The 24,638-nt window shown below is 75.4% G+C and carries 21 protein-coding genes; 7 read left to right on the top strand and 14 right to left on the bottom strand.

Going from position 1 to position 24,638, the window contains the following annotated elements:
• Window positions 1-106 precede the first annotated feature (106 nt).
• Window positions 107-1,513: an NAD(P)H-quinone dehydrogenase gene (locus OF117_RS04105; protein WP_263551533.1), complete on the bottom strand. Its 1,407-nt coding sequence runs from the start codon at window positions 1,511-1,513 to the stop codon at window positions 107-109.
• Window positions 1,514-1,693: 180 nt separating this feature from the next.
• Here OF117_RS04105 and OF117_RS04100 point away from each other — a divergent pair, with 180 nt between their 5' ends.
• Window positions 1,694-2,161 (top strand): gamma-glutamylcyclotransferase family protein, encoded by a 468-nt coding sequence (locus tag OF117_RS04100; RefSeq protein ID WP_263551532.1) that lies wholly within the window; start codon window positions 1,694-1,696, stop codon window positions 2,159-2,161.
• Window positions 2,162-2,170: 9 nt separating this feature from the next.
• On the opposite strand, the gene OF117_RS04095 is transcribed toward OF117_RS04100, so the two are convergent.
• The 8 genes from OF117_RS04095 to OF117_RS04060 form a co-directional block, all read right to left on the bottom strand.
• Window positions 2,171-3,082, bottom strand: a complete 912-nt coding sequence (locus OF117_RS04095; protein WP_263551531.1) for a hypothetical protein — start codon at window positions 3,080-3,082, stop codon at window positions 2,171-2,173.
• 154 nt (window positions 3,083-3,236) lie between these two features.
• Window positions 3,237-4,244 (bottom strand): methylmalonyl Co-A mutase-associated GTPase MeaB, encoded by a 1,008-nt coding sequence (meaB, locus tag OF117_RS04090; RefSeq protein ID WP_263551530.1) that lies wholly within the window; start codon window positions 4,242-4,244, stop codon window positions 3,237-3,239.
• Between the two features lie 130 nt (window positions 4,245-4,374).
• On the bottom strand, window positions 4,375-6,615 hold the full coding sequence (gene scpA / locus OF117_RS04085) for a methylmalonyl-CoA mutase (RefSeq protein WP_263551529.1): 2,241 nt from the start codon (window positions 6,613-6,615) through the stop codon (window positions 4,375-4,377).
• Complete coding sequence (locus tag OF117_RS04080) at window positions 6,612-8,615, bottom strand: methylmalonyl-CoA mutase subunit beta (RefSeq protein ID WP_263551528.1); 2,004 nt, start codon at window positions 8,613-8,615, stop codon at window positions 6,612-6,614. Before OF117_RS04080 ends, scpA begins: the two co-directional genes overlap by 4 nt.
• Before the next feature lie 260 nt (window positions 8,616-8,875).
• Window positions 8,876-9,838, bottom strand: coding sequence for an NADPH:quinone oxidoreductase family protein (locus tag OF117_RS04075; protein WP_263551527.1), 963 nt, complete (start codon window positions 9,836-9,838; stop codon window positions 8,876-8,878).
• A gap of 22 nt (window positions 9,839-9,860) precedes the next feature.
• Window positions 9,861-11,162: an amidohydrolase gene (locus tag OF117_RS04070; RefSeq protein ID WP_263551526.1), complete on the bottom strand. Its 1,302-nt coding sequence runs from the start codon at window positions 11,160-11,162 to the stop codon at window positions 9,861-9,863.
• Window positions 11,159-12,421 carry a glutamate--cysteine ligase gene (locus OF117_RS04065; RefSeq protein WP_263551525.1) on the bottom strand — a complete coding sequence of 421 codons (1,263 nt, stop codon included), beginning with the start codon at window positions 12,419-12,421 and terminating at the stop codon, window positions 11,159-11,161. Before OF117_RS04065 ends, OF117_RS04070 begins: the two co-directional genes overlap by 4 nt.
• A 78-nt stretch (window positions 12,422-12,499) precedes the next feature.
• Window positions 12,500-13,129, bottom strand: a complete 630-nt coding sequence (locus tag OF117_RS04060; protein WP_263551524.1) for a GNAT family N-acetyltransferase — start codon at window positions 13,127-13,129, stop codon at window positions 12,500-12,502.
• 65 nt (window positions 13,130-13,194) lie between these two features.
• Here OF117_RS04060 and OF117_RS04055 point away from each other — a divergent pair, with 65 nt between their 5' ends.
• From OF117_RS04055 to OF117_RS04045, 3 genes are read left to right on the top strand one after another with little or no spacing between them, the layout of a single operon-like run.
• On the top strand, window positions 13,195-13,998 hold the full coding sequence (locus OF117_RS04055) for a purine-nucleoside phosphorylase (RefSeq protein ID WP_263551523.1): 804 nt from the start codon (window positions 13,195-13,197) through the stop codon (window positions 13,996-13,998).
• Complete coding sequence (locus OF117_RS04050) at window positions 13,995-14,834, top strand: NAD-dependent epimerase/dehydratase family protein (protein WP_263551522.1); 840 nt, start codon at window positions 13,995-13,997, stop codon at window positions 14,832-14,834. Before OF117_RS04055 ends, OF117_RS04050 begins: the two co-directional genes overlap by 4 nt.
• A complete protein-coding gene (locus OF117_RS04045) occupies window positions 14,831-16,462 on the top strand; it encodes a phospho-sugar mutase (protein WP_263551521.1) in 1,632 nt (543 codons plus the stop codon). Before OF117_RS04050 ends, OF117_RS04045 begins: the two co-directional genes overlap by 4 nt.
• A 47-nt stretch (window positions 16,463-16,509) precedes the next feature.
• On the opposite strand, the gene OF117_RS04040 is transcribed toward OF117_RS04045, so the two are convergent.
• The 5 genes from OF117_RS04040 to OF117_RS04020 all read right to left on the bottom strand — a co-directional run bounded on the left by OF117_RS04040 (window position 16,510) and on the right by OF117_RS04020 (window position 20,784).
• A complete protein-coding gene (locus tag OF117_RS04040; protein ID WP_263551520.1) occupies window positions 16,510-16,911 on the bottom strand; it encodes a DUF805 domain-containing protein in 402 nt (133 codons plus the stop codon).
• A 116-nt stretch (window positions 16,912-17,027) separates the two neighbouring features.
• Window positions 17,028-17,705 (bottom strand): DUF805 domain-containing protein, encoded by a 678-nt coding sequence (locus OF117_RS04035; RefSeq protein ID WP_263551519.1) that lies wholly within the window; start codon window positions 17,703-17,705, stop codon window positions 17,028-17,030.
• A 117-nt stretch (window positions 17,706-17,822) separates the two neighbouring features.
• Complete coding sequence (locus OF117_RS04030; protein ID WP_263551518.1) at window positions 17,823-18,713, bottom strand: Gfo/Idh/MocA family protein; 891 nt, start codon at window positions 18,711-18,713, stop codon at window positions 17,823-17,825.
• A gap of 33 nt (window positions 18,714-18,746) precedes the next feature.
• On the bottom strand, window positions 18,747-19,370 hold the full coding sequence (upp, locus tag OF117_RS04025; protein WP_263551517.1) for a uracil phosphoribosyltransferase: 624 nt from the start codon (window positions 19,368-19,370) through the stop codon (window positions 18,747-18,749).
• Between the two features lie 187 nt (window positions 19,371-19,557).
• Window positions 19,558-20,784: an HNH endonuclease signature motif containing protein gene (locus tag OF117_RS04020; RefSeq protein WP_263551516.1), complete on the bottom strand. Its 1,227-nt coding sequence runs from the start codon at window positions 20,782-20,784 to the stop codon at window positions 19,558-19,560.
• A 204-nt stretch (window positions 20,785-20,988) separates the two neighbouring features.
• Between OF117_RS04020 and deoC the strand changes: the two genes are divergently transcribed.
• Genes deoC through OF117_RS04005 form a run of 3 tightly spaced genes read left to right on the top strand, consistent with a single transcriptional unit; the run spans window position 20,989 to window position 24,329 of the window.
• Window positions 20,989-21,984: a deoxyribose-phosphate aldolase gene (gene deoC, locus OF117_RS04015; protein WP_263551515.1), complete on the top strand. Its 996-nt coding sequence runs from the start codon at window positions 20,989-20,991 to the stop codon at window positions 21,982-21,984.
• A gap of 6 nt (window positions 21,985-21,990) precedes the next feature.
• Window positions 21,991-23,466 carry an aldehyde dehydrogenase family protein gene (locus OF117_RS04010; RefSeq protein WP_263551514.1) on the top strand — a complete coding sequence of 492 codons (1,476 nt, stop codon included), beginning with the start codon at window positions 21,991-21,993 and terminating at the stop codon, window positions 23,464-23,466.
• On the top strand, window positions 23,463-24,329 hold the full coding sequence (locus OF117_RS04005) for an aldehyde dehydrogenase family protein (RefSeq protein ID WP_263551513.1): 867 nt from the start codon (window positions 23,463-23,465) through the stop codon (window positions 24,327-24,329). Before OF117_RS04010 ends, OF117_RS04005 begins: the two co-directional genes overlap by 4 nt.
• The last annotated feature ends 309 nt before the right edge of the window (window positions 24,330-24,638 follow it).

Raw genomic sequence — 24,638 nt, 5'->3', positions numbered from 1 at the left:
TGAGCAAGGGACCCCTCGACCGTCTGGTCACAGGCGCCGCACCGGGCTCACGAGCCCGCCCCGTGCGTACACCCCGCCCGTGCTCGGGCCAGGGCGTCACCCGTGCTCAGGCCAGGGCGTCGGCGCCCATCAGCCGCCGGCCCGCCTCGGTGATCGAGCCGGACAGCGACGGGTAGATGGCGAAGGTGTGCGCCAGGTCGGAGACGGTCAGGCCCTTGCTGACCGCCAGCGCGATGGGCAGCACCAACTCCGAGGCACCAGGCGCGACCACGACCCCGCCGACCACCACACCGGTGGCCTGGCGGGCGAAGAGCTTGACGAAGCCGTCGCGCAGGTCGCTCATCTTGGCCCGCGCGTTCGTGGCCAGCGGCAGCTGCACGACGTCCACAGGCACGTCCTCGGGCAGCGACTTCTCCTGCATGCCGACCGTGGCGATCTCGGGGTGGGTGAAGACGTTGGCCGCCACCGTCTTGAGCCGGATCGGGGTCACCGCCTCGCCGAGCGCGTGCCACATGGCGATGCGGCCCTGCATGGCGGCGACCGAGGCCAGCTGGAACACACCGGTCACGTCACCGGCGGCGTAGATGCCGGGCACCGACGTCCGGGAGACCCGGTCGACGACGACGTGCCCGGACGGCGCGGTCTCCACGCCGCACTCCTCGAGCCGCAGCCCGCCGGTGTTGGGCACGGTGCCGACGGTCATCAGGGCGTGCGAGCCCTCGACGGTGCGACCGTCGGTGAGCTCGACGACGACGCCCTTCTCGGTGCGCCGCACGGCCGCGGCCCGACCGCGCTCGGCGATGCGCCCGCCCCGGGACTGGAAGACCTGCTCGAGCACCTCGGCGGCGTCGGAGTCCTCGCCGGGCAGCACCCGGTCGCGGGAGGAGACCAGGGTGACCGGGACGCCGGCCTCCAGGTAGCCCGAGGCGAACTCGGCGCCGGTGACGCCGGAACCCACGACCACGAGGTGGTCGGGCATCTCGCCGAGGTCGTACACGTCGCGCCAGTCGAGGATGCGCTCGCCGTCGGGCTCGGCCCCGGGGAGCACGCGCGGATCGGCGCCCGTGGCGATCAGGACGACGTCGCTCTCGAGCGTGTCGGTCACCGCGCCGTCCCGGTCGACGACCTCGACCCGGTGCGTCGAGAGCCCCCGGACGTCGTCGGCCAAGCGCCCCGCCCCGGCCAAGATGCGCACGCCCTCGGTGGCCAGCCGCTGGTGGATGTCGGCCGACTGGGCGACGGCCAGGCCCTTGACCCGCTGGTTGACCGAGGCCAGGTCCAGCCCCACGTCGGACAGGTCGGCGCCCTGCAGGCCCAGGACGGCGGAGCGGCGCACCGAGGTCATCGCGCCGGCGGCGGCGATCAGCGTCTTGGACGGGACGCAGTCGGTGAGCACGCTGGCCCCGCCGATGCCGTCGCGCTCGACCACGGTGACCTGCGCACCGAGTTGCGCGGCGACCAGCGCGGCCTCGTAGCCGGCCGGACCGCCGCCGATGATGACGATGCGCGTCATGGGTCCTTCCCCGTCCAGGGCCGGCCGGGCCGGCGCTGCACCTTGCTCCGTCGGGTGCCGCGGATCCGGCACACCGCCGCCCATTGTCCCCGCCGCCGCAGCCCCCGCGCGTGCGGGCGGGTGCGGGAGCCGGCACGGTGGCTGCACGCCGCCGTCCGCCGTGTCTAGTCTCGGCAGGCGATGGGCCTCTACGCCGCGTACGGGTCGAACATGGATCCCGCGCAGATGCTGCGCCGCTGCCCGTCCTCCCCCCACCTGGGCACCGGCTGGATCCGCGGGTGGCGGCTGACCTTCGGCGCCGAGGAGTACGGCTGGGAGGGGGCGCTGGCCACGCTGGTGCCCGACGAGTCGCCCGAGCAGCTGCACCCCGGCGTCTTCGTCGCGCTCTACGACCTGACCGATGCCGACGAGCGGGCCCTCGACGCGTGGGAGGGCGCCGACTCCGGCCTGTACCGGAAGGTGCACCTGCGCGCCCACACGCTGGCCGGCGACGCGGTCGCGTACGTGTACGTGCTCGACGCCTTCGAGGGCGGCCTGCCCTCGGCGCGCCACCTGGGCACGCTGGCCGACGCCGCCGAGGCCGCCGGCGCGCCCGTCGACTACGTGCGCGAGCTGCGCGGCCGGGAGTGCCGCTCCACCGGCGTCTGACCGCGCCCGTCAGCCGCCGCCCTCGCGTCGCAAGGGGACGCCGAGGGCCCGCGCCGTCCGGGCCACCATCCGGAGGTGGCGGCGGTAGACGTCGCCCGCCGTGCAGTGCAGCAGCGTCCACCGGTGCTCGGTGAGCCAGTTGTGCCGGTCGCGGTCGGCGGCGAGCTGCTCGCGGGTCATGTGCGCCTCGAGCCCGTCGAACTCCGCGCCCACCCGGTGGTCGTCCCAGCCCATGTCCAGGAGATCGGCGCGACCACCATCGGCGATCCGCACCTGCAGCCTCGGCACGGGGAGGCCCGCTTCGAGGTGCCGCCAGCGCATGCGCGACTCCATCGGTGACTGCGCCTTCGCATCGGCCAGCGGCACCAGCCCGCGGAGCCGGATGACCTGCGGCAGGCCGGCCTGGTCGGTCGCCGCGGCGGCCAGCTGCGCACCGGTGCACGTACCCGAGCGCAGTGCGGCGTCCAACGTGGCCAGGCCGTCGATCGGTGCGGTGCCGCGGACGACGTCGCACGCCGTCCGCGCGGGCGGGGTGCACCAGACGCCGTCCACGAGCCGGGCGTCGTCCGTGCCGAGGGAGGACGGGTGGACCTGGACCCCGGGCAGCCGGCGGTTGACCAGGCCGGGTGGTCCGAGGACGTGCAACGTCCGGTCACCGAGGACGTCGAAGCCCCACAGCGATGCCGCGGTCGAATGGCAGGCCACGAGATCCCCGCCGACGGCCACCGTCGCGGCCCGCAGCAGGAGCGCCGGCGACTCGGGCAGGTCGCCGTCGACGAGCACGCCACGCCACGGGCTGCGTCGCCAGCGGCCGGAACGCAGCCGTGCGCGCAGCACGGTGTCGCTGCAGTGGGCCAGCGCCTGGGAGGTGGTGAACACCCCGTGCTGCGCGGCGACCTGGCGGTACAGCGCGAAGTCCACGCGGTGCAGCGTGGGCGCCGGTCCGGGCGGACGGGCCCGCGCGTCCCGATCCGTGGACGGGGCACCGACCCGTGGACACGCCGCAATCCATGTCGCGATCATGAAGTTCGGGAAGCGACACGCCGCCGCGCGGGCGCGGGTCGCTTCCCGAACCTCATGATCGCGGCGGAGCGGGGGCGGCGAGGAACAGCTCCAGCAGCTCCCGGGCGGCCAGCGCCGGCGTGAGCTCGCCGGCCAGCACCGCCTTCTCCAGCTGCGGCGCGGCGGACCGGATGGCGGGGTGCGAGCGCAGCCGGTGCTCGAGGCCGTCGTGCACGAGCTGCCAGGTCCAGCGCACCTGCTGGGTCCGCCGCCGCTCGTCGAACGCGCCGGAGGCCTTCATCCGCTCCTGGTGCTCGGTCAGCGCCGTCCAGACCCGGTCGAGCCCCTCGCCGGACAGGCCCGCGCAGGTCAGCACGGGCACGTCCCAGCCGCCCTCGGTGTGCCCGCGCAGCATCCGGATCGCCCCCGCCAGCTCGCGGGCCGCCTTCCGCGCGTCGGCCGCCCCGGGCCCGTCGGCCTTGTTGACGGCGATGACGTCGGCGATCTCGAGGATGCCGCGCTTGATGCCTTGCAGCTGGTCACCCGTGCGGGCCAGCGTCAGGAACAGGAACGAGTCGACCATCTCCGAGACGGCGACCTCCGACTGCCCGACGCCGACCGTCTCCACCAGGACCACGTCGTAGCCCGCGGCCTCCACCACGACCATCGACTCGCGGGTCGCCTGCGCCACCCCGCCGAGCGTGCCGGCGGTCGGCGCCGGGCGGATGAACGCGTCGCGGTCGACCGCCAGCCGGGCCATCCGCGTCTTGTCACCCAGGATCGACCCGCCCGACCGCGCCGACGACGGGTCGACGGCCAGCACCGCCACGCGGTGGCCGGCCGCGGTGAGGTCGACGCCCAGCTGGTCGATGAACGTCGACTTCCCGACGCCGGGCACCCCGCTGATGCCCACCCGCCGGGCTTTTCCGGCGTGCGGGAGCAGCTCGACCAGCAGCTGCTGCGCCCGCTGCCGGTGGTCGGCCCGGCGCGACTCGACGAGCGTGATCGCCCGCGCGACCTGCCGGCGGTCACCGGCGAGCACGCCCGCGACCAGCGCCGGGACGTCGATCGGCCGGCTCACCAGGAACCTCCACTCGTCGCCCGGCGCACCCCCGGCTGCCCCCTCGCCCCGTGCTCGTGCTCTGGGTGCGCGCGGCACTCAGAGCACGAGGACGCGGCAGGCACCCTGCGGACCCCCGACCGGGCCGCGCTCACGCGTGGCCGAGACGCTCGGCCAGGGTGCGCAGCAGCGACTGGGCCGCCTCGGCGATGACCGTGCCGGGCGGGAATACCGCGGCCGCGCCCATCTCCACCAGCCGCGGGACGTCGTCGGGCGGGACGACGCCCCCGACGACGACCAGCACGTCGTCGGCACCGAGCTCGTGCAGGGCGTCGCGCAGCTCGGGCACCAGCGTCAGGTGACCGGCGGCCAGCGAGGAGACGCCGACGACGTGCACGTCGGCCTCGACCGCCTGTCGGGCGACCTCCTCCGGGGTCTGGAACAGCGGGCCGACGTCGACGTCGAAGCCGAGGTCGGCGAACGCGGTGGCGATCACCTTCTGGCCCCGGTCGTGGCCGTCCTGGCCCATCTTGGCGACCAGGATCCGCGGTCGGCGGCCCTCGGCCTCCTCGAACTCCTCGGCCAGCCGGCGGGTCTCGGCGACCGGGCCGGTGGCACCCACCTCGTCGCGGTACACACCGGAGATGGTGCGCACCTGCCCGGCGTGCCGCCCCCACACGGCCTCCAGCGCGTCGGAGATCTCCCCCACCGTCGCCTTCGCCCGCGCCGCGTCGACGGCCAGCTTGAGCAGGTTGCCGTCCAGCGAGCCGTCGCGCCGTCCCTCGTCGGCGGCGCGGGCGGCGTCGGTGAGCCGGCCCAGCGCGTCGCGCAGCGCCGCCTCGTCCCGCGAGGCGCGCAGCTGGTCGAGCTTCGCCTTCTGCTCGGCGAGCACCTGGGCGTTGTCGACCCGCAGCACGTCGACCGCCTCGTCGGCGTCGACGCGGTACTTGTTCACCCCGATCACCGGCTGCCGGCCGGAGTCGATGCGGGCCTGGGTGCGCGCCGCGGCCTCCTCGATGCGCAGCTTCGGGATGCCGTCGTCGATGGCCTGCGCCATGCCGCCGTGCTCGGCGACCTCCTCGATGTGCGCCCAGGCCCGCCGGGCCAGGTCGTAGGTGAGCTTCTCGACGTAGGCCGAGCCGCCCCACGGGTCGATGACGCGCGTCGTGCCCGACTCCTGCTGGAGCAGCAGCTGGGTGTTGCGGGCGATCCGGGCGGAGAAGTCCGAGGGCAGCGCCAGCGCCTCGTCGAGCGCGTTGGTGTGCAGCGACTGGGTGTGCCCCTGGGTTGCGGCCATGGCCTCCAGGCAGGTCCGGACGACGTTGTTGTAGACGTCCTGCGCGGTCAGCGACCAGCCCGAGGTCTGGCAGTGGGTGCGCAGCGACAGCGACTTCGCGTTCCGCGCGCCGGCCTCCTGCACCAGCCGCGCCCACAGCAGCCGGGCGGCGCGCAGCTTGGCGACCTCCATGAAGAAGTTCATGCCGATCGCCCAGAAGAACGACAGCCGCGGCGCGAAGGCGTCGACGTCCAGCCCGGCGCTCTTGCCCGCCTCCAGGTACTCGACGCCGTCGGCGAGCGTGTACGCCAGCTCCAGGTCGGCGGTCGCCCCGGCCTCCTGGATGTGGTAACCGGAGATGGAGATGGAGTTGAACCGCGGCATCTCCGCCGAGGTGAAGGCGAAGATGTCGCTGATGATCCGCATCGACGGCTTCGGCGGGTAGATGTAGGTGTTGCGGACCATGAACTCCTTGAGGATGTCGTTCTGGATGGTCCCGGTGAGCCGCGCCGGCTCCACCCCCTGCTCCTCGGCCGCCAGGATGTAGAGCGCCAGCACGGGCAGCACCGCCCCGTTCATGGTCATCGACACGCTCATCCGGTCCAGCGGGATGCCGTCGAACAGCTGCCGCATGTCCAGGATGGAGTCGATCGCCACGCCGGCCATGCCGACGTCGCCGCGCACCCGCGGGTGGTCGGAGTCGTAGCCGCGGTGCGTGGGCAGGTCGAAGGCGACCGACAGGCCCTTCTGCCCGGCCGCGAGGTTGCGCCGGTAGAACGCGTTGGACTCCGCTGCGGTGGAGAAGCCCGCGTACTGGCGGACCGTCCACGGCTGGGTGGTGTACATGGTCGGGTAAGGCCCGCGCAGGTACGGCGGCAGGCCGGGATAGGTGTCGAGGAAGTCCAGCCCGGCCAGGTCGGCCGGGGTGTACAGCGGCGGGACGGCGATGCCCTCCGGCGTGTGCCAGGTCGCCTTGTCCACGCCGTGCCCGGTGGCCTGCTCGAACCGCTTGGCCCAGTCGGCGACCGAGTGCCCGTTCGCCGGCCGGCCCAGCTCGACCGAGCCGAAGTCGGGGATCGCGGCCGTGCCGCCCCGTCCGCTCGCACGCTCGCTCATGCCCGCACTCCCCCTTCGATGCCCAGCTCGCGGTGCGCCGTCCGCAGCACCTCGAGGGCGTCGCACCCGGCGTACACGTACCCGTCGACCCCGTCCACCCGCAGGCCGGGCCGCCCGGCCAGCCAGATCTGCCGGGCGCCGGCCGCCCGCAGCTCGCCGACGACCGCGGCGGCCGAGTCGGCGTAGTCGGCGTCGGTCCCGCACACGCAGGCCAGGTCCGTGCCGGCCTCGGCCAGCCCGCTCGCGCCGTCGCCGGCGGGGGTGGCCAGCCCACCCGCCTGGAACAGGCTCGCCGCGAAGGTGGCCCGGGCGGTGTGCCGCGCCACCGGCCCCAGCGTGGCCAGGTAGACCGACGGACGGCGCCCGGATGATCCGGCCGCGGCGTCGGCGGCGTCGCGCAGGTCCTCGTAGGCCTCGGCGGCCCGCACCCGGGGCAGCCCGCCCGGCCCGCGCGGCGCCGGCTCCGCGGCCGGTTCCCGCACCGGCGGGCGCTCCGCCAGGTCGGGGAACTCGCTCACGCCGGTCACCGGATCCTTCCGGTGCGCCAGCCGGCGGGACCGCTCCGCCCAGGCGGCGGCGATCCGCTCGCCCACCAGTCCCGACCGCAGCGCCGCGGCCAGCCCGCCGGCCCGCTCGATCTCGGTGAACCAGGCCCACGCCGCCCGCGCCAGCGAGTCGGTCAGCGACTCGACGTACCAGGAGCCGCCGGCCGGGTCGAGCACCCGGGCCAGCGACGCCTCCTCGACGAGCAGGCTCTGGGTGTTGCGGGCGATCCGGCGGGAGAACGCGTCGGGCAGGCCCAGCGCGGCGTCGAAGGGTTGCACGGTGACCACGTCGGCGCCGCCCACGCCCGCGGCGAAGCAGGCCACCGTCGTCCGCAGCAGGTTGACGTACGGATCGCGGCGGGCCGCCATCACCGACGAGGTGACCGCGTGCTGGCGCATGGCCCGCACGTCGGGCGAGGCGCCGCTGACCTCGCCGACCCGGTCCCACAGCCGGCGCGCGGCGCGCAGCGCGGCGATGGTCGTGAACTGGTCGGCCGACGCCGAGAGGCGGAACTCGACCGCCCGCACCGCCTCGTCGACGGTCAGGCCCGGGCCGCCGTCCGCGGGGTCGGTCAGCGCCCGGAGGTAGGCCACGCCGGCGGCCAGCGCGCAGCCCAGCTCCTCCACCGCCGAGCCGCCCGCGTCGGCGAAGACCGTGCCGTCGGCGACGACGGTCCGCAGGCCGTCGTGCGCGGCCGCCCGGCGGGCGAGGGCGGCCAGCCCGGAGAGGTCCTGCGGCTCCCCGGTGACGGCCTGCAGGCCCAGCGGGTCCAGCCCCAGCGAGCCGCCCGGCGCGAGGTCGGTGCGGTCCTCGACGAGGTCGAGGAACGCCTCGGCGGCGGCGACGCCCCCATCCGCCCCGCCCCCGGTCACGGCGACCGGCGCGAGGTCCAGGTAGACGTCGGCCAGCACCTCGCCCAGCGCGCCGACAGGGACGGCCCCGTCGCCGAGCACCAGCCACAGCGAGGTGACCCCGTTCTCCAGGTCGGCGGCGATCGCCTCCCTGGTCCGGGCGACGTCGGGGTCGGCGTGCCGCTGGCGGACGTCCCAGCCGGCCGGCACCCCGCCGTCCTCACCGGGTGCCAGCGTGCCCCCCGCCGCCGTGCCGCCGGGGACCGTCCCGCCCGGCAGCGCCGCACCGGCGCGGGAACCGCGGACGAACGGCGGCAGACCCGGCAGACCCGCCGCCGCAGGCAGGTCACCGGCGTCCTCCGCGGTGTAGAGCGGCGCCACCTCGACGCCGGTCGCGACGGCGCGCCGCAGCGCGTCCTCCACCGGGTCGGGCAGGTCGGTGCGGCCGGCCTTGGACAGCACCCCCGCGACCAGCTCGCGCCATCGCTCCCGGGTGGCCGCAGGGAACAGCCCGGCCAGCTGCAGGACGTCGGGCACCTCGTGCTCGGCCGGCACCTCCGCGTCGGGGTGTGCCGGGGCCGGTGACGCCTGGTCTGCGCTCATCGTCACCCCTGGATCGGTCATCGGTCCGGTGTCGGCCTGTGACAGCCGGGCCACCCGGCGCCGGCCGGGTGGCCCGGTCGATCGGATCCTCGACCCCGGTCGGCCGACGAGCAACAGCTTCCCGGTCGTCGATCGGGACTCTAGTGCGGTGGGGACCTCCCGCACCTCGCTGCGCGGCGCCGGCCGCCGACGGCCACCTCGGGGTCGCCCTCGGCATCCGCGCCGATCCGGAGCCGCACCGGGACCAGCCGCGTGCGCAGCTAGCGGACGCGGATCAGGACCTTCCCCGCGGCCCGGCGATCGTCGAGCTCGCGGATCGCGGCGCCGGCGTCGTCCAGGCCGAAGACCCCGCCGATCGGCGGGTCGATGGCCCCGGACTCCAGCAGCGGCACCAGTTCCTGCCACTGCTCGCGCACGTACTCCGGTCGCGTGGACCAGTATTCCGCCACCGCGACCCCCACGACGGCGGTGTTCGTCAGCAGCAGCCGGTTCACCCTCACGGTGGGGATCTCGCGGCCGGTGAACCCGAGGACGAGGACCCGGCCCTCGGGAGCCAGCGAGCGGAGCGAGTCGGTGAAGCGGTCGCCGCCGACCGGGTCGACCACGACGTCGACACCGCGGCCGTCGGTGAGGTCCCGCACCTGCTCCCGGAAGCCCTCCACCGGCACGGTGTCGTGCGCCCCGGCGGCTCGGGCGACCGCGCCCTTCCCGGCCGTGGAGACCACGGCGATCACCCGTGCGCCGGAGGCCGCGGCCAGCTGGCAGGCGGCGCTGCCGACGCCCCCGGCGGCGCCGTGCACGAGGACCGTCTCCCCGGCCCGGAGCCTCCCGCGCCGCGTCAGCGCGAAGTGCGCCGTCAGGTAGTTCAGCGGGATCGCGGCCCCCATGTCGAACGGCACGGCGTCGGGGAGGGGGAACACCATGCCGCGGTCGACCGCCACCGCCTCGGCGAATCCGCCCGTGACCGGCATCGCCGCCACGCGGTCACCCGCTCGGTGGCCGCCGGAGTCGGCACGCACCACGCCCGCCACCTCCCACCCGGGGGTGAACGGGAGCTCGGGGCGCCGCTGGTACTCACCGCGGGTGTGCAGGACGTCGGGGAACGTGACGCCGGCGTAGGCGACGTCGACGACCACCTGCTCGGACGTGGGCTCGGGGTCGGCCACCTCCCGGACCTGCACGGCCTCCGGGCCGGTGAGCTCGGTGATCACTGCTGCCCGCACGTCCCACCACCCACTCGACCGGTCAGGGGTGCCGGCGGTCGGCCGGCCGGGAGAGCTCGTCGTCGGGTCCGCGGGTGGTCCGGTCGACGCGGCGGACCGTGGTGTCCCCGGGTGCCGGGCGGCCGGGACGCGGGGGCCCCGCGTCGGCCTCCAGCGCGTGCAGCGCGGTGCGCGCGAGGAGCCGGACGCCGACGCCGATCGCCCGCTCGTCGGCGTCGAAGGTGCCGCGGTGCAGGTCCAGCGGCGGGCCGCCGCCGTGTGTGCCGAGCCGGGCCAGTGCGATCGGCAGCACCTCGGCGTACCAGCCGAAGTCCTCGCCGCCCATGCTCTGCGGGGTCAGCACGACCCGCTCGCTGCCGACGGTCTCCAGCGCGGCCGCGCGCATCAGGGCGACGGCGCGCGGGTCGTTGACCACCGGGGGCAGACCCTGGACGTAGTCGACGTCGCACTCGGCGCCGGTGGTGGCCGCGACCCGGGAGACCAGCGAGCGCATGAGGTCCTCGGCGCCCTGCCACGCGTCGCGGTCGAGCACCCGCACCGTGCCGCGCAGGGAACCCCGCTGCGGGATCGCGTTGGCCGCGACGCCCGCGCTGACCGCGCCCCACACCAGCGACATGCCCGCCCGCGGGTCGACCTGGCGGGACAGCAGCGCGGGCAGGTCGGTGATCACCCGGCCGAGGGCGTCGACGAGGTCGACGGTCAGCTGCGGGCGGGCGGTGTGCCCGCCCGGGCCGGTCAGCGTCACGTCGATGCGGTCGCAGGCCGCGGTGATCGCCCCGGTGCGCAGCCCCACGGTGCCCGCCGGCACGGACGGATCGCAGTGCAGGGCGAACGCCCGCGACGCGCCGTCCAGGGCACCGGCGGCGACCACCTCGGTGGCCCCGCCGGGGATGGTCTCCTCGGCCGGCTGGAAGATGCAGCGCACCCGGCCGGGCAGCCCGTCGAGGGTGGAGAGCGCCAGGGCGACACCGAGGACGACGGTGGTGTGCACGTCGTGCCCGCAGGCGTGGCACAGGCCCTCGCGGGTCGAGGCGTACGGCACGTCCTTGAGGTCGGGCAGCGGCAGCGCGTCGATGTCGGCGCGCAGCACGACCACCGGCTCGCCCGAGCCGACCTCGACCGTCAGGCCGGTGCCCGTGGGCAGCCGGCGCGGCGCCAGCCCGACGGCGCGCAGCCGCTGCTCGAGGAAGGAGGTGGTCTCGAACTCGGCGAAGGCGAGCTCGGGATGGGCGTGCAGGTGGCGGCGGGTGGCGACCATCTGGGCCTCGTGCGCGGCGACCCACTCGTCGACCGCGTCCCCCAGCTTCTCCACCACCGGGGTCATGCCGCGTGCCCCCCGCCGCAGGTCGGCCCGGGCTGCGGGTCCGCGGACCCCGAGGCCGGCCCCGCCGCGCGCGACCCCGACCCCGGCCCGGGTGCCGCCTCGGTCGGGTGGGTCGCGGGGCCGTCTGCGGGGAGCCCGTCGCGCAGCTCGGTCATCAGGCTGTCGACGACGGCGCGCAGGTTCCCGCCGTGCGCGGCGGCCACCGCCCGCTGCCGCTGGTAGGACGCGCCCACCGCCAGCACCCGGTCGACGTCGGCGAGCTCCTTCTCGCAGCCCAGCCGGCGGGCGGTCGGCTCGAGGTCCTCCACCAGGTCGGTGATGGCCTGCCGCACGGGGCGCACGGTGCCCTTCTCGTCGACCACGATGTCGGCGTCCAGGCCGTAGCGGGCCGCCCGCCACTTGTTCTCCCGCAGCACCCAGCTCGGCGGTGTCGGCAGCGTGTAGCCGCGGTCGAGCTGGCTGTCGAACTGCTCGACCAGGCACTGGGACAGCGCCGCCACCGCGCCCACCTCGTCGAGCGTGGGCAGCCCGTCGCACATGCGCAGCTCCACGGTGCCGAAGTTGGGGTGGGGGCGGATGTCCCACCACACCTCGCGCACGCTGTCGATGGCGTGCGTGCTGATCAGCGTCTCCATGTAGGTCTCGAACTCGTCCCAGCCGGAGAGCTGGTACGGCAGCCCGGCGGTCGGCATGCCCTCGAAGACCTTGGTGCGGCAGGAGGCCAGCCCGGTGTCGCAGCCGACCCAGAACGGGGAGGACGCCGACAGCGCCAGCAGGTGCGGCAGGTACTGGCACAGCGCGTTGACCACCGGGATCGCCTTGTCCGGTGACCGGACGCCGACGTGCACGTGCACCCCGAAGATCTGCAGCCGTCTGGCCAGCCACTGCATCCGCTCGACCAGCTGCAGGTAGCGCTCCTTGGGCGAGATCGCCTGCGTCTGCCAGTCGGTGAAGGGGTGGGTGCCGGCGCACAGCACCCCCAGGTCGCGCCGCTCGGCGGCGGCCACCACCTCGGCCAGCGTGCCGGCCAGGTCGTCCTTGGCCTCCGCGACGGTCGTGCAGACGCCGGTGATGATCTCGATGGTCGACTGCAGCAGCTCGTGCTTGGCCTTCGGGTGCTCGTGGGCACCCTCGGGCCGCAGCTCCTCGAGGATCTCGATCGCCCCGGCCGACAGCTCCCGGGTGGCGCGGTCGACCAGCTGCAGCTCCCACTCCACACCGAGGCTGGAGCGCTCGGAGGCCGTGAAGGGGATCTGCACCTGCCGAAGTCTAGGGACGTCCGGCGTCCCGCACCCTCTGGACGAGGCGCCCTCACCCGTCCCGGTGCCCGAGGGCGGTCAGGTCACCCGGTCGGCCGAGGTCCCGGACGACGCACCGGGCGGGACGGACGCCGCGGGGCGGTCGGGAGCGGGCCGCGGATCGGTCGCCAGCAGGCCGAGGACGACGTCGTCGACCGGCTGACCGCGGTGCAGCGAGCGCTGCCGCAGCGTGCCCTCCACGACGAAGCCGGCGGCCGCGCCGACGCGCCGCGAGGCGGTGTTGCGCGGGTGGACGCGCAGCTCGAGCCGCCGGAGGCCCCGGTCGTCGAAGGCCCAGCCGGCGAGCACGCGCAGCGCCTCCGCGGCGAGGCCGCGGCCGCGGGACCCGGCCAACGTGTAGTAGCCGCACTCGGCGACCCCGTCCCGCGGCGGGAACAGGGCGATGCTGCCGACCAGCGCGCCGCCGGCCCGCAGGACCACCGCGAATTGGGCTCCGCCCTCGGCCCAGGTCGCCGGCGCGATCGCGGTGACGAACTCGTCGGCGTCGGCGCGGCGGTAGGGCACCGGCACCCGGGTCCAGCGCTGGATCTCGGCGTCCTGGCAGGCGGCGAGCACCGCGTCGGCATCGTCCGGACGCCACGGCCGCAACCGCACCCGCGGCCCGTCGAGCGTCGGCTGGTCTGTCCCGAGCCGACCGTCCCGGATCATCGGCCGAGTCTCGCCGCCACCCCGGCCGGGCGCACGGGGATTTCCCGGCACTAGCGTCCCCGGTCGTGACCTCGCCACCGCCTGACCCGACCGCCCTGGCCGCGCGCGCCGCCGAGGACCTCACCGCGGCGCTCGGCGGTCCGCACGACGTCGCCGTGGTCATGGGGTCGGGCTGGGCGCCGGCGGCCGACGCGTTCGGCCCCGCCGACGCGTCGGTCGCGATCCGCGAGCTGCCCGGCTTCGCCGCGCCCACCGCGGTGGGGCACGGCGGCGAGGTCCGCTCGGTGCGCGTCGGCGACCGGCGGGTGCTGCTGTTCCTCGGCCGCACCCACCTCTACGAGGGCCGCGGCGTCGAGCCGGTGGTGCACGGCGTCCGGACGGCGGCCGCGGCGGGCGTGCGCACCGTCGTCCTCACCAACGCCGCCGGCGGCCTGCGCCCCGAGCACCGCGTGGGCCAGGCCGTGGTCATCGTCGACCACCTCAACCTCACCGCCCGCTCGCCGCTGGTCGGGGCCACCTTCGTCGACCTGACCACCCTCTACACGCCCCGGCTGCGCGAACTGGCCCGGGAGCTCGACCCGGAGCTCACCGAGGGCGTGTACGCGGCGCTGCCCGGCCCGCACTACGAGACGCCGGCCGAGATCCGCATGCTGCGCACCCTCGGCGCCGACCTGGTCGGCATGTCGACCGCGCTGGAGGCGATCGCGGCGCGCGCGGCGGGGCTCGACGTGTTCGGCCTGTCGCTGGTCACCAACGCGGCCGCCGGCGTGACCGGCGAGGCGCTGGACGCCGACGAGGTCATCGCCGCGGGCCGGGCGGCGGCCGGCCGGCTCGGCGGCTTCCTCGTCCGCTTCGTGGAGCGGTTGTGAGCACTCTCCTGGTCACCGGCGCGGCCGGGCGGATCGGCACCGTGCTGCGCGGCGGGCTGCCCGAGCGCGGCTGGGCGGTGCGCTGCCTGGACGTCGTCCCGATCGTGGAGACCCGGCCGGGCGAGGAGCACGTCGTCGCCGACGTCACCGACCTGGCCGCGGTGACCGACGCCACCACCGGCGCCGCCGCGGTGGTGCACCTCGCCGGGCTGTCCGGCGAGGCACCGTGGCCGGCGATCAGCCACGCCAACATCGAGGGCACCTACGCCGTGCTGAAGGCCGCCCGCCGCGCCGGCGTGCGGCGGGTCGTGCTCGCCAGCAGCAACCACGCCTCCGGGTTCACGCCGCGGCCGGCCGGCGGCCAGCTGCGCGAGGCCGACGCGCCGCCGCGGCCGGACACCTACTACGGCGTGGCCAAGGTGGCACTGGAGGCACTCGGCTCGCTGTACGCCGACCGCTACGGGATGGACGTCGTCTGCCTGCGGATCGGCACCGCGTCCGCCGAGCCGACGGCGCTGCGGCACCTGTCGACCTGGCTCTCCCCGGCCGACACCGTGTCGCTGGTCGACGCCGCGCTCACCGCCCCCTCCCCCGGCTTCGTCGTCGTCTGGGGCGTGTCGGCCAACACCCGGAACTGGTGGGACCTCACCGCCGCCCGGGCCCTGGGGTACGAGCCGCAGGACGACGCCGAGGTGTACGCCGAGGCGCTGGTCGAGGCGTACGGCGAGCCGGACCCCACCGACCCGGTGCACGCCCGTGTCGGCGGTGAGTTCACCCTGCCCGGGTACGACGCCGAGGCGGTCGAGGCCCGTGCGGCGGGCGGGGAGCACCCGTGAACGCCGACCTGCTCGCCCGGGCGAGGACCTGGGCCGACGACGATCCGCACGAGGGCGACCGCGCCGAGATTGAGGCGCTGCTCGCGGCCGGTGACCAGGACGAGCTGCGGCGACGCTTCACCGGGCCGCTGACGTTCGGGACGGCCGGGCTGCGCGGCCCGCTGCGCGCCGGGCCGGCGGGGATGAACGCCGCCGTCGTCATCCGCGCCGCCGCCGGGCTGGCCGCCCACCTGCACGAGGAGCGGCTCGACGGCGGCACCGTGGTCGTCGGGTTCGACGCGCGGCGGCGGTCGGAGGAGTTCGCGCACGCCTCGGCCGCGGTGCTGACCGCCGCGGGCTTCGACGTCCGGGTGCTGCCGCGGCCGCTGCCCACGCCGGTGCTCGCCTTCGCCGTCCGGCACCTGGCCGCGGTGGCGGGCGTGATGGTGACGGCCAGCCACAACCCGCCCGACGACAACGGATACAAGGTCTTCCTGGACGAGGGCGCGCAGCTGGTGCCGCCGGCCGACCGGCGGATCGAGGCGGCGATCGCCGCCGTCGGCCCGGCCCGGGAGGTCCCCCGCGCCGACGGGTGGACGACGCTCGGCGAGGACGTGCTCACCGACTACGTGACCGCGGTGGTGCGCGCGCTGGACCCCGAGCGGGTGCCCGCCGACGCCCGCGCGGCGCTGCGGGTGGCCTACACCGCGATGCACGGCGTCGGCGCGTCGACCACCCGGCTGGCCTTCGCCGCCGCGGGCTTCGCCGAGCCGGTGGGCGTGCCCGAGCAGGACGCGCCCGACCCGGACTTCCCGACGGTGGCCTTCCCGAACCCGGAGGAGCCGGGCGCGGTCGACCTGCTGGTCGCGGTGGCCGGCCGCACCGGCGCCGACCTGGCGATCGCCCAGGACCCGGACGCCGACCGGTGCTCGGTGGTGTGCGACGGCCGGCGGCTCACCGGCGACGAGGTGGGCGCCCTGCTGGCCGACTGGCTGCTGCGCCGCGGCGTGCGGGGCACCTACGCGGCCTCGCTCGTGAGCGGGTCGCTGCTGCACGCGCTGACCGCGGCGCACGGCGTCCGGTTCGCCGAGACGCCGACCGGTTTCAAGTGGATCGTCCGCGCCGGCACGCCGGAGGCGCCGCTGGTCTACGGGTACGAGGAGGCGCTGGGGTACGCGGTCGCGCCGGACGTCGTCCGCGACAAGGACGGGATCTCGGCCTCGCTGGCCGTGGGACTGCTGGCCGCGGAGCTGAAAGCGGCGGGCCGCACGCTGCTCGACCGCCTCGACGAGCTGGCCGAGGAGCACGGGCTGTTCGCCACCGGCCAGCTGTCGGTGCGGGTCGAGGACCTGACGCTGATCGCCGACGCGATGGCGCGGCTGCGGGCCGCGCCGCCGACGATGCTGCTGGGCCGGCCGGTGGAGTTCGCCGACCTGCTCGACGGCGAGCCGGCGGTCGACGCGGTGCGGCTGCTCGGCGAGGGCGTCCGGGTGGTCGTGCGGCCCAGCGGCACCGAGCCGAAGCTGAAGGCCTACCTGGAGACGGTCGTGCCGGTGCACGACGACGCGGGGCTCATCGCCGCCCGCGGCCGCGGCGAGGACGAGCTCGACCAGCTGCGGGCCGAGATGTCCGCCGCCCTCGGCCTGTAGCGGAGTGCCACGAGCGAGGTTTCCTCGCTCCTGGCACTCCGCTCGGGTCAGACGGGGACGTTCGACCGGTCCGGCGGCGGCCCGTACCGGTTGGCGCCCCGGTCACCGGGGAGGAAGCCGACCAGGACGAGCAGCACGAGCTGGCCGATCAGCGGCAGCAGGTTCAGCAGCAGCCACCAGGCCGACAACCCGCGGTCGTGCAGCCTCGCGGCCTCGGAGGTCAGCGCGGGGACCAGGGTCACGAGCCAGGCGACGGCGGTGATCCAGCCGGCGGTGAAGGAGGCGCTGGCCTGGCCACCGCCGGCCGAGCTCTCGAGCGTCGCCGATCCGACCGCGAGGTCGGCGATGCCGGCCAGCACGCCGAGCGCGGCCAGGGGCAGGAAGTAGTGCAGCCACCAGGTGCGCCGGCTGATGCGGCCGCGACGCACATACCAGTCCGAGAACCTCATGTCGCTCCCTTCCATCGACGACATCGTCGACCACGACCATCGCGAAAGAGGCCCGCCGCCGCCGGATCAGCCGGGCTGGAACACCTGACCGGGTGACGGGGCAGCTCGGGAGGGGCTCAGCGCGTGGGCGGGTGCTCGGGACCGGGCGGGTGCTCGGGACCGGGCGGGTAGCCCGGACCCGGCGGGTAGCCCGGGCCCGGCGGGGAGCCCGGGCCCGGCGGGTAACCCGAGCCGGGTGGATAGCCCGAGCCCGGCGGAAAGCCCGAGCCCGGCGGGGAGCCCGGACCCGGCGGGTAGCCCGAGCCGGGCGGGTAACCCGGACCCGCCGGATAGCCCGAGCCGGGCGGGTAGCCCGAGCCGGGCGGGTACCCCGGGCCCGCCGGATGGCCGGGTCCGGCGGCGGGGCCGCCGAGCGGGCGGTCGGGCGGCGGGCCGTACCGGTTCGGGCCGCCGTCCCCGCGCAGGAAGCCCGTCTGCACGAAGAGCAGGATCCAGCCGACAACCGGCAGGAGCGACCAGAGCAGCCACCACGCCGAGTGCCCGCGGTCGTGCAGCCGGGTGACCGAGGAGCTGATCGACGGGACGAGCGTCGCCAAGGACACCACTGTGCCGAAGGGCCCCCCGGTGACCGAGTACACCGAGCCCGGCTCCGCCGGTTCGAAGGCCGGGTAGCCGAAGGAGGCGTCGGCGAGCGACGCCAGCAGGCTCAGCGCCGCGATCGGCAGCGTGTAGTGCAGCCACCACGTCCGGCGGGTGATCCGCCCGCGCCGCACGTACCACTGCGCTCCGGTCATGCCCGCTCCCGTCCCTAGGATGTTCCGACGATGCAGCCTGGCGCACGGACGGCGCCCCTGCCGAATTCCGCCGCGGGCTGTCGACCGAGCGGGTGATGCCGCGGACCGGACCCACCGTCAGGAGGGGACCGGCTCCCGGCAGCCGGAAGCGAGTGCCCGCTGGGCCGCGGCGAGGACGACGGTCACGTCCCGGGCGAACGCGGCGTCGCACGGGTGCGCCCCTCCGGTGAGCGCGGCCGCCCTGAGCTCGTCGACGGCCGCGCGGTGGGCCTCCCGCGGTGAGGCGGTGTCGGGCAGCAGCGTCAGGCGGCCGGTGTCGCCGTGCACGAAGAACTCGACGCCCTCCGACAGCGGCGCGGCCGCGTGCGTGACCGTCACCGTGCTGGCCGCACCGGAGGCGTGCGTGAGGACCAGGTGCACCGTGTCGCCCCGCCCGGCCCCGGCCTGCACCGCGGTCACCCGCCCCAGCGCGGGGACGAGCAGCGAGAGCGCGTGCGGGCCGATGTCCCAGAGCGCGCCGTGCCGGCCGCGCCACGGCGAGTCCCCGAACGGCGTCCCGGCCAGCGAGCTCAGCCAGCTGCCCGCCCCACCGGCCAGCCGCGAGCGACCCGCTTCGGTCAGCCAGGTCGACGTCGCCGCCTGGAACCGGAAGGTGAAGAAGACGACCGATGCGACCCCCGCCGAGGCGACCGCCTCGACCACCCGGTCGGCGTCGGGGACGGTGAGAGCGATCGGCTTCTCGAGCAGCAGGTGCCGGCCGGCCGACGCAGCCGTGACGGCGAGGGATGCCTGCACGTCGGGCGGGACGGCGATCGAGACCGCGTCGACCTCGTCGAGCAGCGACTGCAGGTCGGTGGTGCCGGGGACGCCGAACTCCTCGCCGGCCACGGCCGCCTTGGTCGCGTCGCGCCCCCAGATGCCGATCAGTTCGGCGTCGGGGTGCTGCGCCAGGGAGGCGGCGTGCACGGCGCGGGCCCAGAAGCCCGTGCCCAGGACCGCGAAGCGCACGGCGGGCGTCCCGGAGCCGGCTCGGCCGCCCGGTCAGACCGCGCCGAACTGGCGGTCGCCGGCGTCACCGAGACCCGGGACGATGTAGGCCTTCTCGTTCAGGCCCGTGTCGACGCTCGCGGTGAACACGCGCAGCGGCAGGCCGCTCTTCTCCAGCCGGCGCAGCCCGTCGGGTGCGGCCAGCGCGCAGAGCACGGTGATCGAGGTGGCGCCCCGCTCGGTGAGCAGGCCGCAGCAGTGCACCAGCGAGCCGCCGGTGGCCAGCATCGGGTCGAGCACGAAGACCTCGCGGCCATCGAGCGTCTCCGGCAGCGAGGCCATGTAGGCCTCCGGTTGGAAGGTCGCCTCGTTGCGCGCCAGTCCGACGAAGCCCATCTGGGATTCGGGCAGCATGCGGTGCGCGGTGTCGGCCATCCCCAGTCCTGCCCGCAGCACCGGCACGATGAGCGGTGGTGTCGCCAGCCGGTAGCCGGTCGTCCCGGTGACGGGGGTGGTGATCGATTCCTCCAGCAGCTGGAGCTGCCGGGTGGCCTCGTACATCAGCATCTGCGTCAGATCGCGCAGCGCCGCCCGGAAGGTGGCGTTGTCGGTGCGCTCGTCACGCATCCGCGACAGGCGGGCGCGGGCCAGCGGGTGGTCGACGACGGTCAGCTGCACGGCGGACACCGTAGCGGCCTCAGCTGCCCGCTCGGGCGGTCGCCGGCTGGACCGGCCAGGCCCCGGACCCGCCGCGCCCCGGTCGGCCCGCGGAAGGCCGCCGACCGCCCGCCCGACTGCCCGCCCGACTGCCGGCCGGTCAGCCCGCCCGACTGCCGGCCGGTCAGCCCGCCCGATTGCCGGCCGGTCAGCCCGCGCGGGGCAGGCGGTCGTCGCCGGGCAGGCGGAGGACGAGGATCTCGCTGCCGTCGGGTCGATAGGTGTGCCATCGGCCGGCCACGTCCCGCTCGACGCGGAAGCCGGAGTGCACCTGCGTGTGATGCCGCTCGCACAGCAGCGCGGAATTGTCCAGCGACGTCTCACCACCGAACGCCCAGGCCAGGACGTGGTGGACCTCGCACCAGCAGGTCGGGGCGGAGCAGCCGGCGAAGATGCACTGCCCGTCCCGGTGTTCGACGGCCTTGCGGATTCCGGCGGTGACCAGGCGCTGGGTCCGGCCGACGTCGAGCGGCTGCCCCTCGGGGCCGAGGACGATCCGGGTGATGTCGGCGTCGCAGGCGACCCAGCGGGCGTGGGCTGCCGACAGCGTCGCCCCGAAGCCGGTCGTGGCGGCGCCGGGACCGGTGGCCGGGTCCACCAAGCTCGCCAGGTCGACCTTCAGCGCCACGTGCGGCCGGACCTGCCTCAGCAACGGCAGGTCGCCCGCCGCGAGGGTGTTGTCGGCCCACTGCACGAGGGCATCGCCCTGCTGCTGCGACCTCGTGCGGTCGTCACCGGCGGACCGGCCCGCCTGCACCGTCGACTCGATGACCGCGCACACCTTCTCGCCGCCGACCGGGTCGAGGTCGAACCTGCCGGTGACCCGCCCGTCCGGATGCCTGGCGAGGGTGAAGGTCCGGCCCTCCGTCGGATCGGGCTCCGGGCCGTCCTCGTCGAGCCGCTGCTCGTAGTGGCGCACCGCGGCGGCCAGCTCGTCGTGCGGCTGCGCGACCGCGACCTCCGCGAACACGGCGTCGACGCCGCCGAGGTCGACGCCCAGGTCGGCGGCGAGCGCCAGGCGCTCCGGCGTGACGGCGGGCGCGCACAGAGCCATCTGGTCGGCGGTGACGGAGCCGTCTGCATGCGCGGCGGCGACCGCCGGCAGCAGCTCGGCCGCGCGGCCGTTGCGCACCAGGCGCCCGGCGGCGGCCGCGGACAGCCGGCAGTGCCCGCGCAGCCAGGAGGGCATCGTCGTCATGCCGTCGTGCTCGGGCGCCTGCGCCAGCTCCGCGCGGCGCACCGTGCGCGCGAGCTCGGCGTCGAGCCGGTTGCGGGCGGCGACCAGCGCGCGGACGCGCTCGAGCAGCTCGGGTGCGCCCATGGCGAAGAGGTCGTCCGTCGCGAGGGCATCGAGCACGGGAGCCAGGTCTCCCACTGAACCTCCTGGCATCCGCTCGATCACGTGTTCGAAGTCTACCGCTCATCCAGTGCCCGTGCAGCCCGAATCCCCAGGTCAACCGCCCGTCCACCGGTCCCGGTGAGCCCTTGCGCTCCGGCGACCGCCGTGCCACCCCGGCTGGGTGCTCCCTCGGGGTGAGCGACGTCCGGCGCCGCACCGGCGCAGGGGACAATGATCGGCATGACCAACCTGCTCGACCCCCATGCGCCGGCGACGTCGCCGCGCACGGTCGACGAACCGCCGGCGCCCTACGGCGACGTCACCCGGTCCGACGCCGCCTTCCGCGCCTTCCTGCACGGGCTGCCCGGCGTCGACCAGGTCGGCGCGGAGGCCCGCACCACCGTGCTGGCCAGCCGGTCGATCAAGACGACCGCGAAAGCGTGGGCGATCGACACGGCGATCTCGATGGTCGACCTGACCACGCTGGAGGGGGCCGACACCCCGGGCACGGTGCGCTCGCTGGCAGCCAAGGCCCGCCGTCCCGACCCGGGTGACGCGACCTGCCCGCAGGTCGCCGCCGTCTGCGTCTACGGCGACCTGGCGGGCGTGGCCCGCGAGGCGCTGGCCGGCACCGGCATCCACGTCGCCGCCGTCGCCACCGCCTTCCCCAGCGGCCGGGCCAGCCGCGAGGTCAAGCTGGCCGACGTGAAGGACGCCGTCGCGAACGGTGCGGACGAGATCGACATGGTCATCGACCGCGGCGCCTTCCTCACCGGCCGCTACCTCGACGTGTACGAGGAGGTCGTCGCGGTGAGGGAGGCCTGCGGCGACGCGCACCTCAAGGTCATCCTGGAGACCGGCGAGCTGGTCACCCTCGACAACGTCCGCCGCGCCTCGTGGCTGGCGATGCTCGCCGGCGCGGACTTCGTCAAGACCTCCACCGGCAAGGTGTCCCCCGCCGCCACCCTGCCGGTCTGCCTGGTCATGCTCGAGGCGGTGCGCGACTTCCGGGCAGCCACGGGCCGGCAGATCGGCGTCAAACCGGCCGGGGGCATCCGGACGACGAAGGACGCCGTCCGCCACCTCGTGCTCGTGCACGAGACCGCCGGCCCCGACTGGCTCTCCCCCGACTGGTTCCGCTTCGGCGCCTCCAGCCTGCTCAACGACCTGCTGCTGCAGCGCCAGAAGCTGCGCACCGGCCACTACTCCGGCCCTGACCACGTGACGGTGGACTGACACGCCATGACCAGCACGACCCGGACTGATCCGACCCCGCCCAGCCCCTTCCAGTACGCGCCCGCTCCCGAATCGCGGTCGATCGTCGACATCGCGCCCTCCTACGGCCTGTTCGTCGACGGCGAGTTCGTCGACGGCACCGGCGAGGCGTTCAAGAGCGTCAACCCGGCGACGGAGGAGGTGCTCACCGAGGTCGCGGCCGGCAGCGAGGCGGACGTCGACCGCGCTGTGAAGGCCGCGCGCCGGGCGTTCACCAGGGTCTGGGGTCCGCTGCGGCCGGCCGACCGCGGCAAGTACCTGTTCCGCATCGCGCGGATCCTCCAGGAGCGCGCCCGAGAGTTCGCCGTCCTGGAGTCGCTGGACAACGGCAAGCCGATCCGGGAGTCCCGCGACGTCGACGTCCCGCTGGCCGCGGCGCACTTCTTCTACCACGCGGGCTGGGCCGACAAGCTCGACTGGGCCGGCCTCGGCCCCGGGCCGAGGCCGCTCGGCGTCGCCGGCCAGGTGATCCCGTGGAACTTCCCGCTGCTGATGCTGGCGTGGAAGGTCGCGCCGGCGATGGCGACCGGCAACACCGTCGTCCTCAAACCGGCGGAGACGACGCCGCTGACCGCGCTGCTGTTCGCCGAGGTGTGCCGGCAGGCCGACCTGCCGCCCGGTGTGGTCAACATCGTGACCGGCGCCGGTGACACCGGCCGGGCGGTGGTCGAGCACGACGACGTCGACAAGGTCGCCTTCACCGGGTCGACCGAGGTGGGCCGCTCGATCGCCCGCGCGGTCGCCGGTACCCGCAAGAAGCTGACCCTCGAGCTCGGCGGCAAGGCGGCCAACATCGTCTTCGACGACGCGCCGATCGACCAGGCCGTCGAGGGCATCGTGCAGGGCATCTTCTTCAACCAGGGGCACGTCTGCTGCGCCGGCTCCCGGCTGCTGGTGCAGGAGAGCGTGCACGACGAGGTGGTCGCCTCGCTGCAGCGGCGGATCGGCACCCTGCGCATCGGCGACCCGCTCGACAAGAACACCGACATCGGCGCGATCAACTCCGCCGAGCAGCTGGCGAGGATCCGCGAGCTGTCGGAGGTCGGCGAGGCCGAGGGCGCCTCGCGCTGGCAGCCGGCCTGCGACCTGCCCGCCCGCGGCTACTGGTTCCCGCCGACGGTGTTCACCGACGTCTCCCCGGCGCACCGCATCGCCCGCGACGAGATCTTCGGCCCGGTGCTGTCGGTGCTGACCTTCCGGACACCGGACGAGGCGGTTGCCAAGGCCAACAACACCACCTACGGGCTGTCGGCCGGCATCTGGACGGAGAAGGGCTCCCGCATCCTCAAGATCGCCGACCAGCTGCGCGCCGGCGTCGTGTGGGCCAACACGTTCAACAAGTTCGACCCGACGTCGCCGTTCGGTGGCTACAAGCAGTCCGGGTACGGGCGCGAGGGCGGCCGGCACGGACTCGCCGCATACCTGAAGGGTGCCGCCGAATGAGTGATCGCCTGGCCGTCCGCAAGACGTACAAGCTCTACGTCAACGGCGCCTTCCCGCGCTCGGAGTCGGGCCGGTCGTACGAGGTGACCGACGCCAAGGGGCACTTCCTGGCCAACGCCGCCTGGGCGTCCCGCAAGGACGCCCGGGACGCCGTGGTCGCCGCCCGCGGTGCCTTCGCGAAGTGGTCCGGGGCGACCGCCTACAACCGCGGCCAGGTGCTCTACCGGGTGGCCGAGGTGATGGAGGGCCGCGCGCCGCAGTTCACCGAGGAGGTCGCGGCCGGCGAAGGACTGTCGACGTCCAGGGCGCGCGCCGCCGTCGACGCCGCCATCGACCGCTGGGTCTGGTACGCCGGCTGGACCGACAAGCTGGCCGCCGTCCTCGGCGGGGCCAACCCGGTCGCCGGGCCGTACTTCGACTTCTCGCTGCCCGAGCCGACCGGCGTCGTCGCCGTACTGGCCCCGCAGCAGTCGTCGCTGCTCGGCCTGGCGAGCGTGCTGGCGCCGGTGCTCGCGGGCGGCAACACCGCGGTCGTCGTGACGTCGCGGGAGCGGCCGCTGCCTGCCGTGACCCTCGGCGAGGTGCTGGCGACCAGCGACGTCCCGGCCGGGGTGGTCAACCTGCTCACCGGCGACGCCGCGGAGCTCGGGCCCTGGCTGGCCGAGCACGCCGACGTCGATGCGATCGACCTGACCGGCGCGCCGGTGCGGCTGCGGCTGGAGCTGGAGCGGTCGGCCGCGGGGACGGTCAAGCGCGTCGTCCGGGCCCCGGAGACCGAGCCGGACTGGGCCGCCGACCCGGGCCTGTCGCGCCTGACGCCGTTCCTGGAGACGAAGACGGTCTGGCACCCCATGGGGGTCTGACGGGCGACGCGGGCGCCGGCCCGACGGCGGTCCCGGGGTCCTGCAGAGCGCACCTCCGCGGGGATGATCACCGGGCGGGCCTTGCGGGACGGGCCCGCGGACGGCGTCGTCCGAGCGCTGCCTCCCCGATGCAGGTTCCTCATCCGGACATCGACCTGTTCCGCCGGCTCGCACGGCCCGTCGAGCCAGCCTGAGCGCCGTGCCCTACCCGGGGGCCGGGTCATGCGGTCAGCGACCTCATGACCCGGCCCATGACGCGGGCGCGCAGCGGTCGCGGCAGCGGGGCCAGCGAGCCGCCGAGGACCTTGC

Origin of the sequence: Geodermatophilus sp. YIM 151500 (assembly GCF_025716945.1) — a bacterium.
Taxonomy (GTDB): Bacteria; Actinomycetota; Actinomycetes; order Mycobacteriales; family Geodermatophilaceae; genus YIM-151500.
Note: the sequence above shows the minus strand (reverse complement) of the source record. Positions and strands in the feature narration are given on the sequence as shown.

Coding starts and splice junctions, on each gene's coding strand:
- OF117_RS04105 (WP_263551533.1), bottom strand. CDS start 1,513: ATGACGCGCATCGTCATCATCGGCGGCGGTCCGGCCGGCTACGAGGCC.
- OF117_RS04100 (WP_263551532.1), top strand. CDS start 1,694: ATGGGCCTCTACGCCGCGTACGGGTCGAACATGGATCCCGCGCAGATG.
- scpA (WP_263551529.1), bottom strand. CDS start 6,615: ATGAGCGAGCGTGCGAGCGGACGGGGCGGCACGGCCGCGATCCCCGAC.
- OF117_RS04080 (WP_263551528.1), bottom strand. CDS start 8,615: ATGAGCGCAGACCAGGCGTCACCGGCCCCGGCACACCCCGACGCGGAG.
- OF117_RS04070 (WP_263551526.1), bottom strand. CDS start 11,162: ATGACCCCGGTGGTGGAGAAGCTGGGGGACGCGGTCGACGAGTGGGTC.
- OF117_RS04060 (WP_263551524.1), bottom strand. CDS start 13,129: ATGATCCGGGACGGTCGGCTCGGGACAGACCAGCCGACGCTCGACGGG.
- OF117_RS04040 (WP_263551520.1), bottom strand. CDS start 16,911: ATGAGGTTCTCGGACTGGTATGTGCGTCGCGGCCGCATCAGCCGGCGC.
- OF117_RS04035 (WP_263551519.1), bottom strand. CDS start 17,705: ATGACCGGAGCGCAGTGGTACGTGCGGCGCGGGCGGATCACCCGCCGG.
- deoC (WP_263551515.1), top strand. CDS start 20,989: ATGACCAACCTGCTCGACCCCCATGCGCCGGCGACGTCGCCGCGCACG.
- OF117_RS04010 (WP_263551514.1), top strand. CDS start 21,991: ATGACCAGCACGACCCGGACTGATCCGACCCCGCCCAGCCCCTTCCAG.
- OF117_RS04005 (WP_263551513.1), top strand. CDS start 23,463: ATGAGTGATCGCCTGGCCGTCCGCAAGACGTACAAGCTCTACGTCAAC.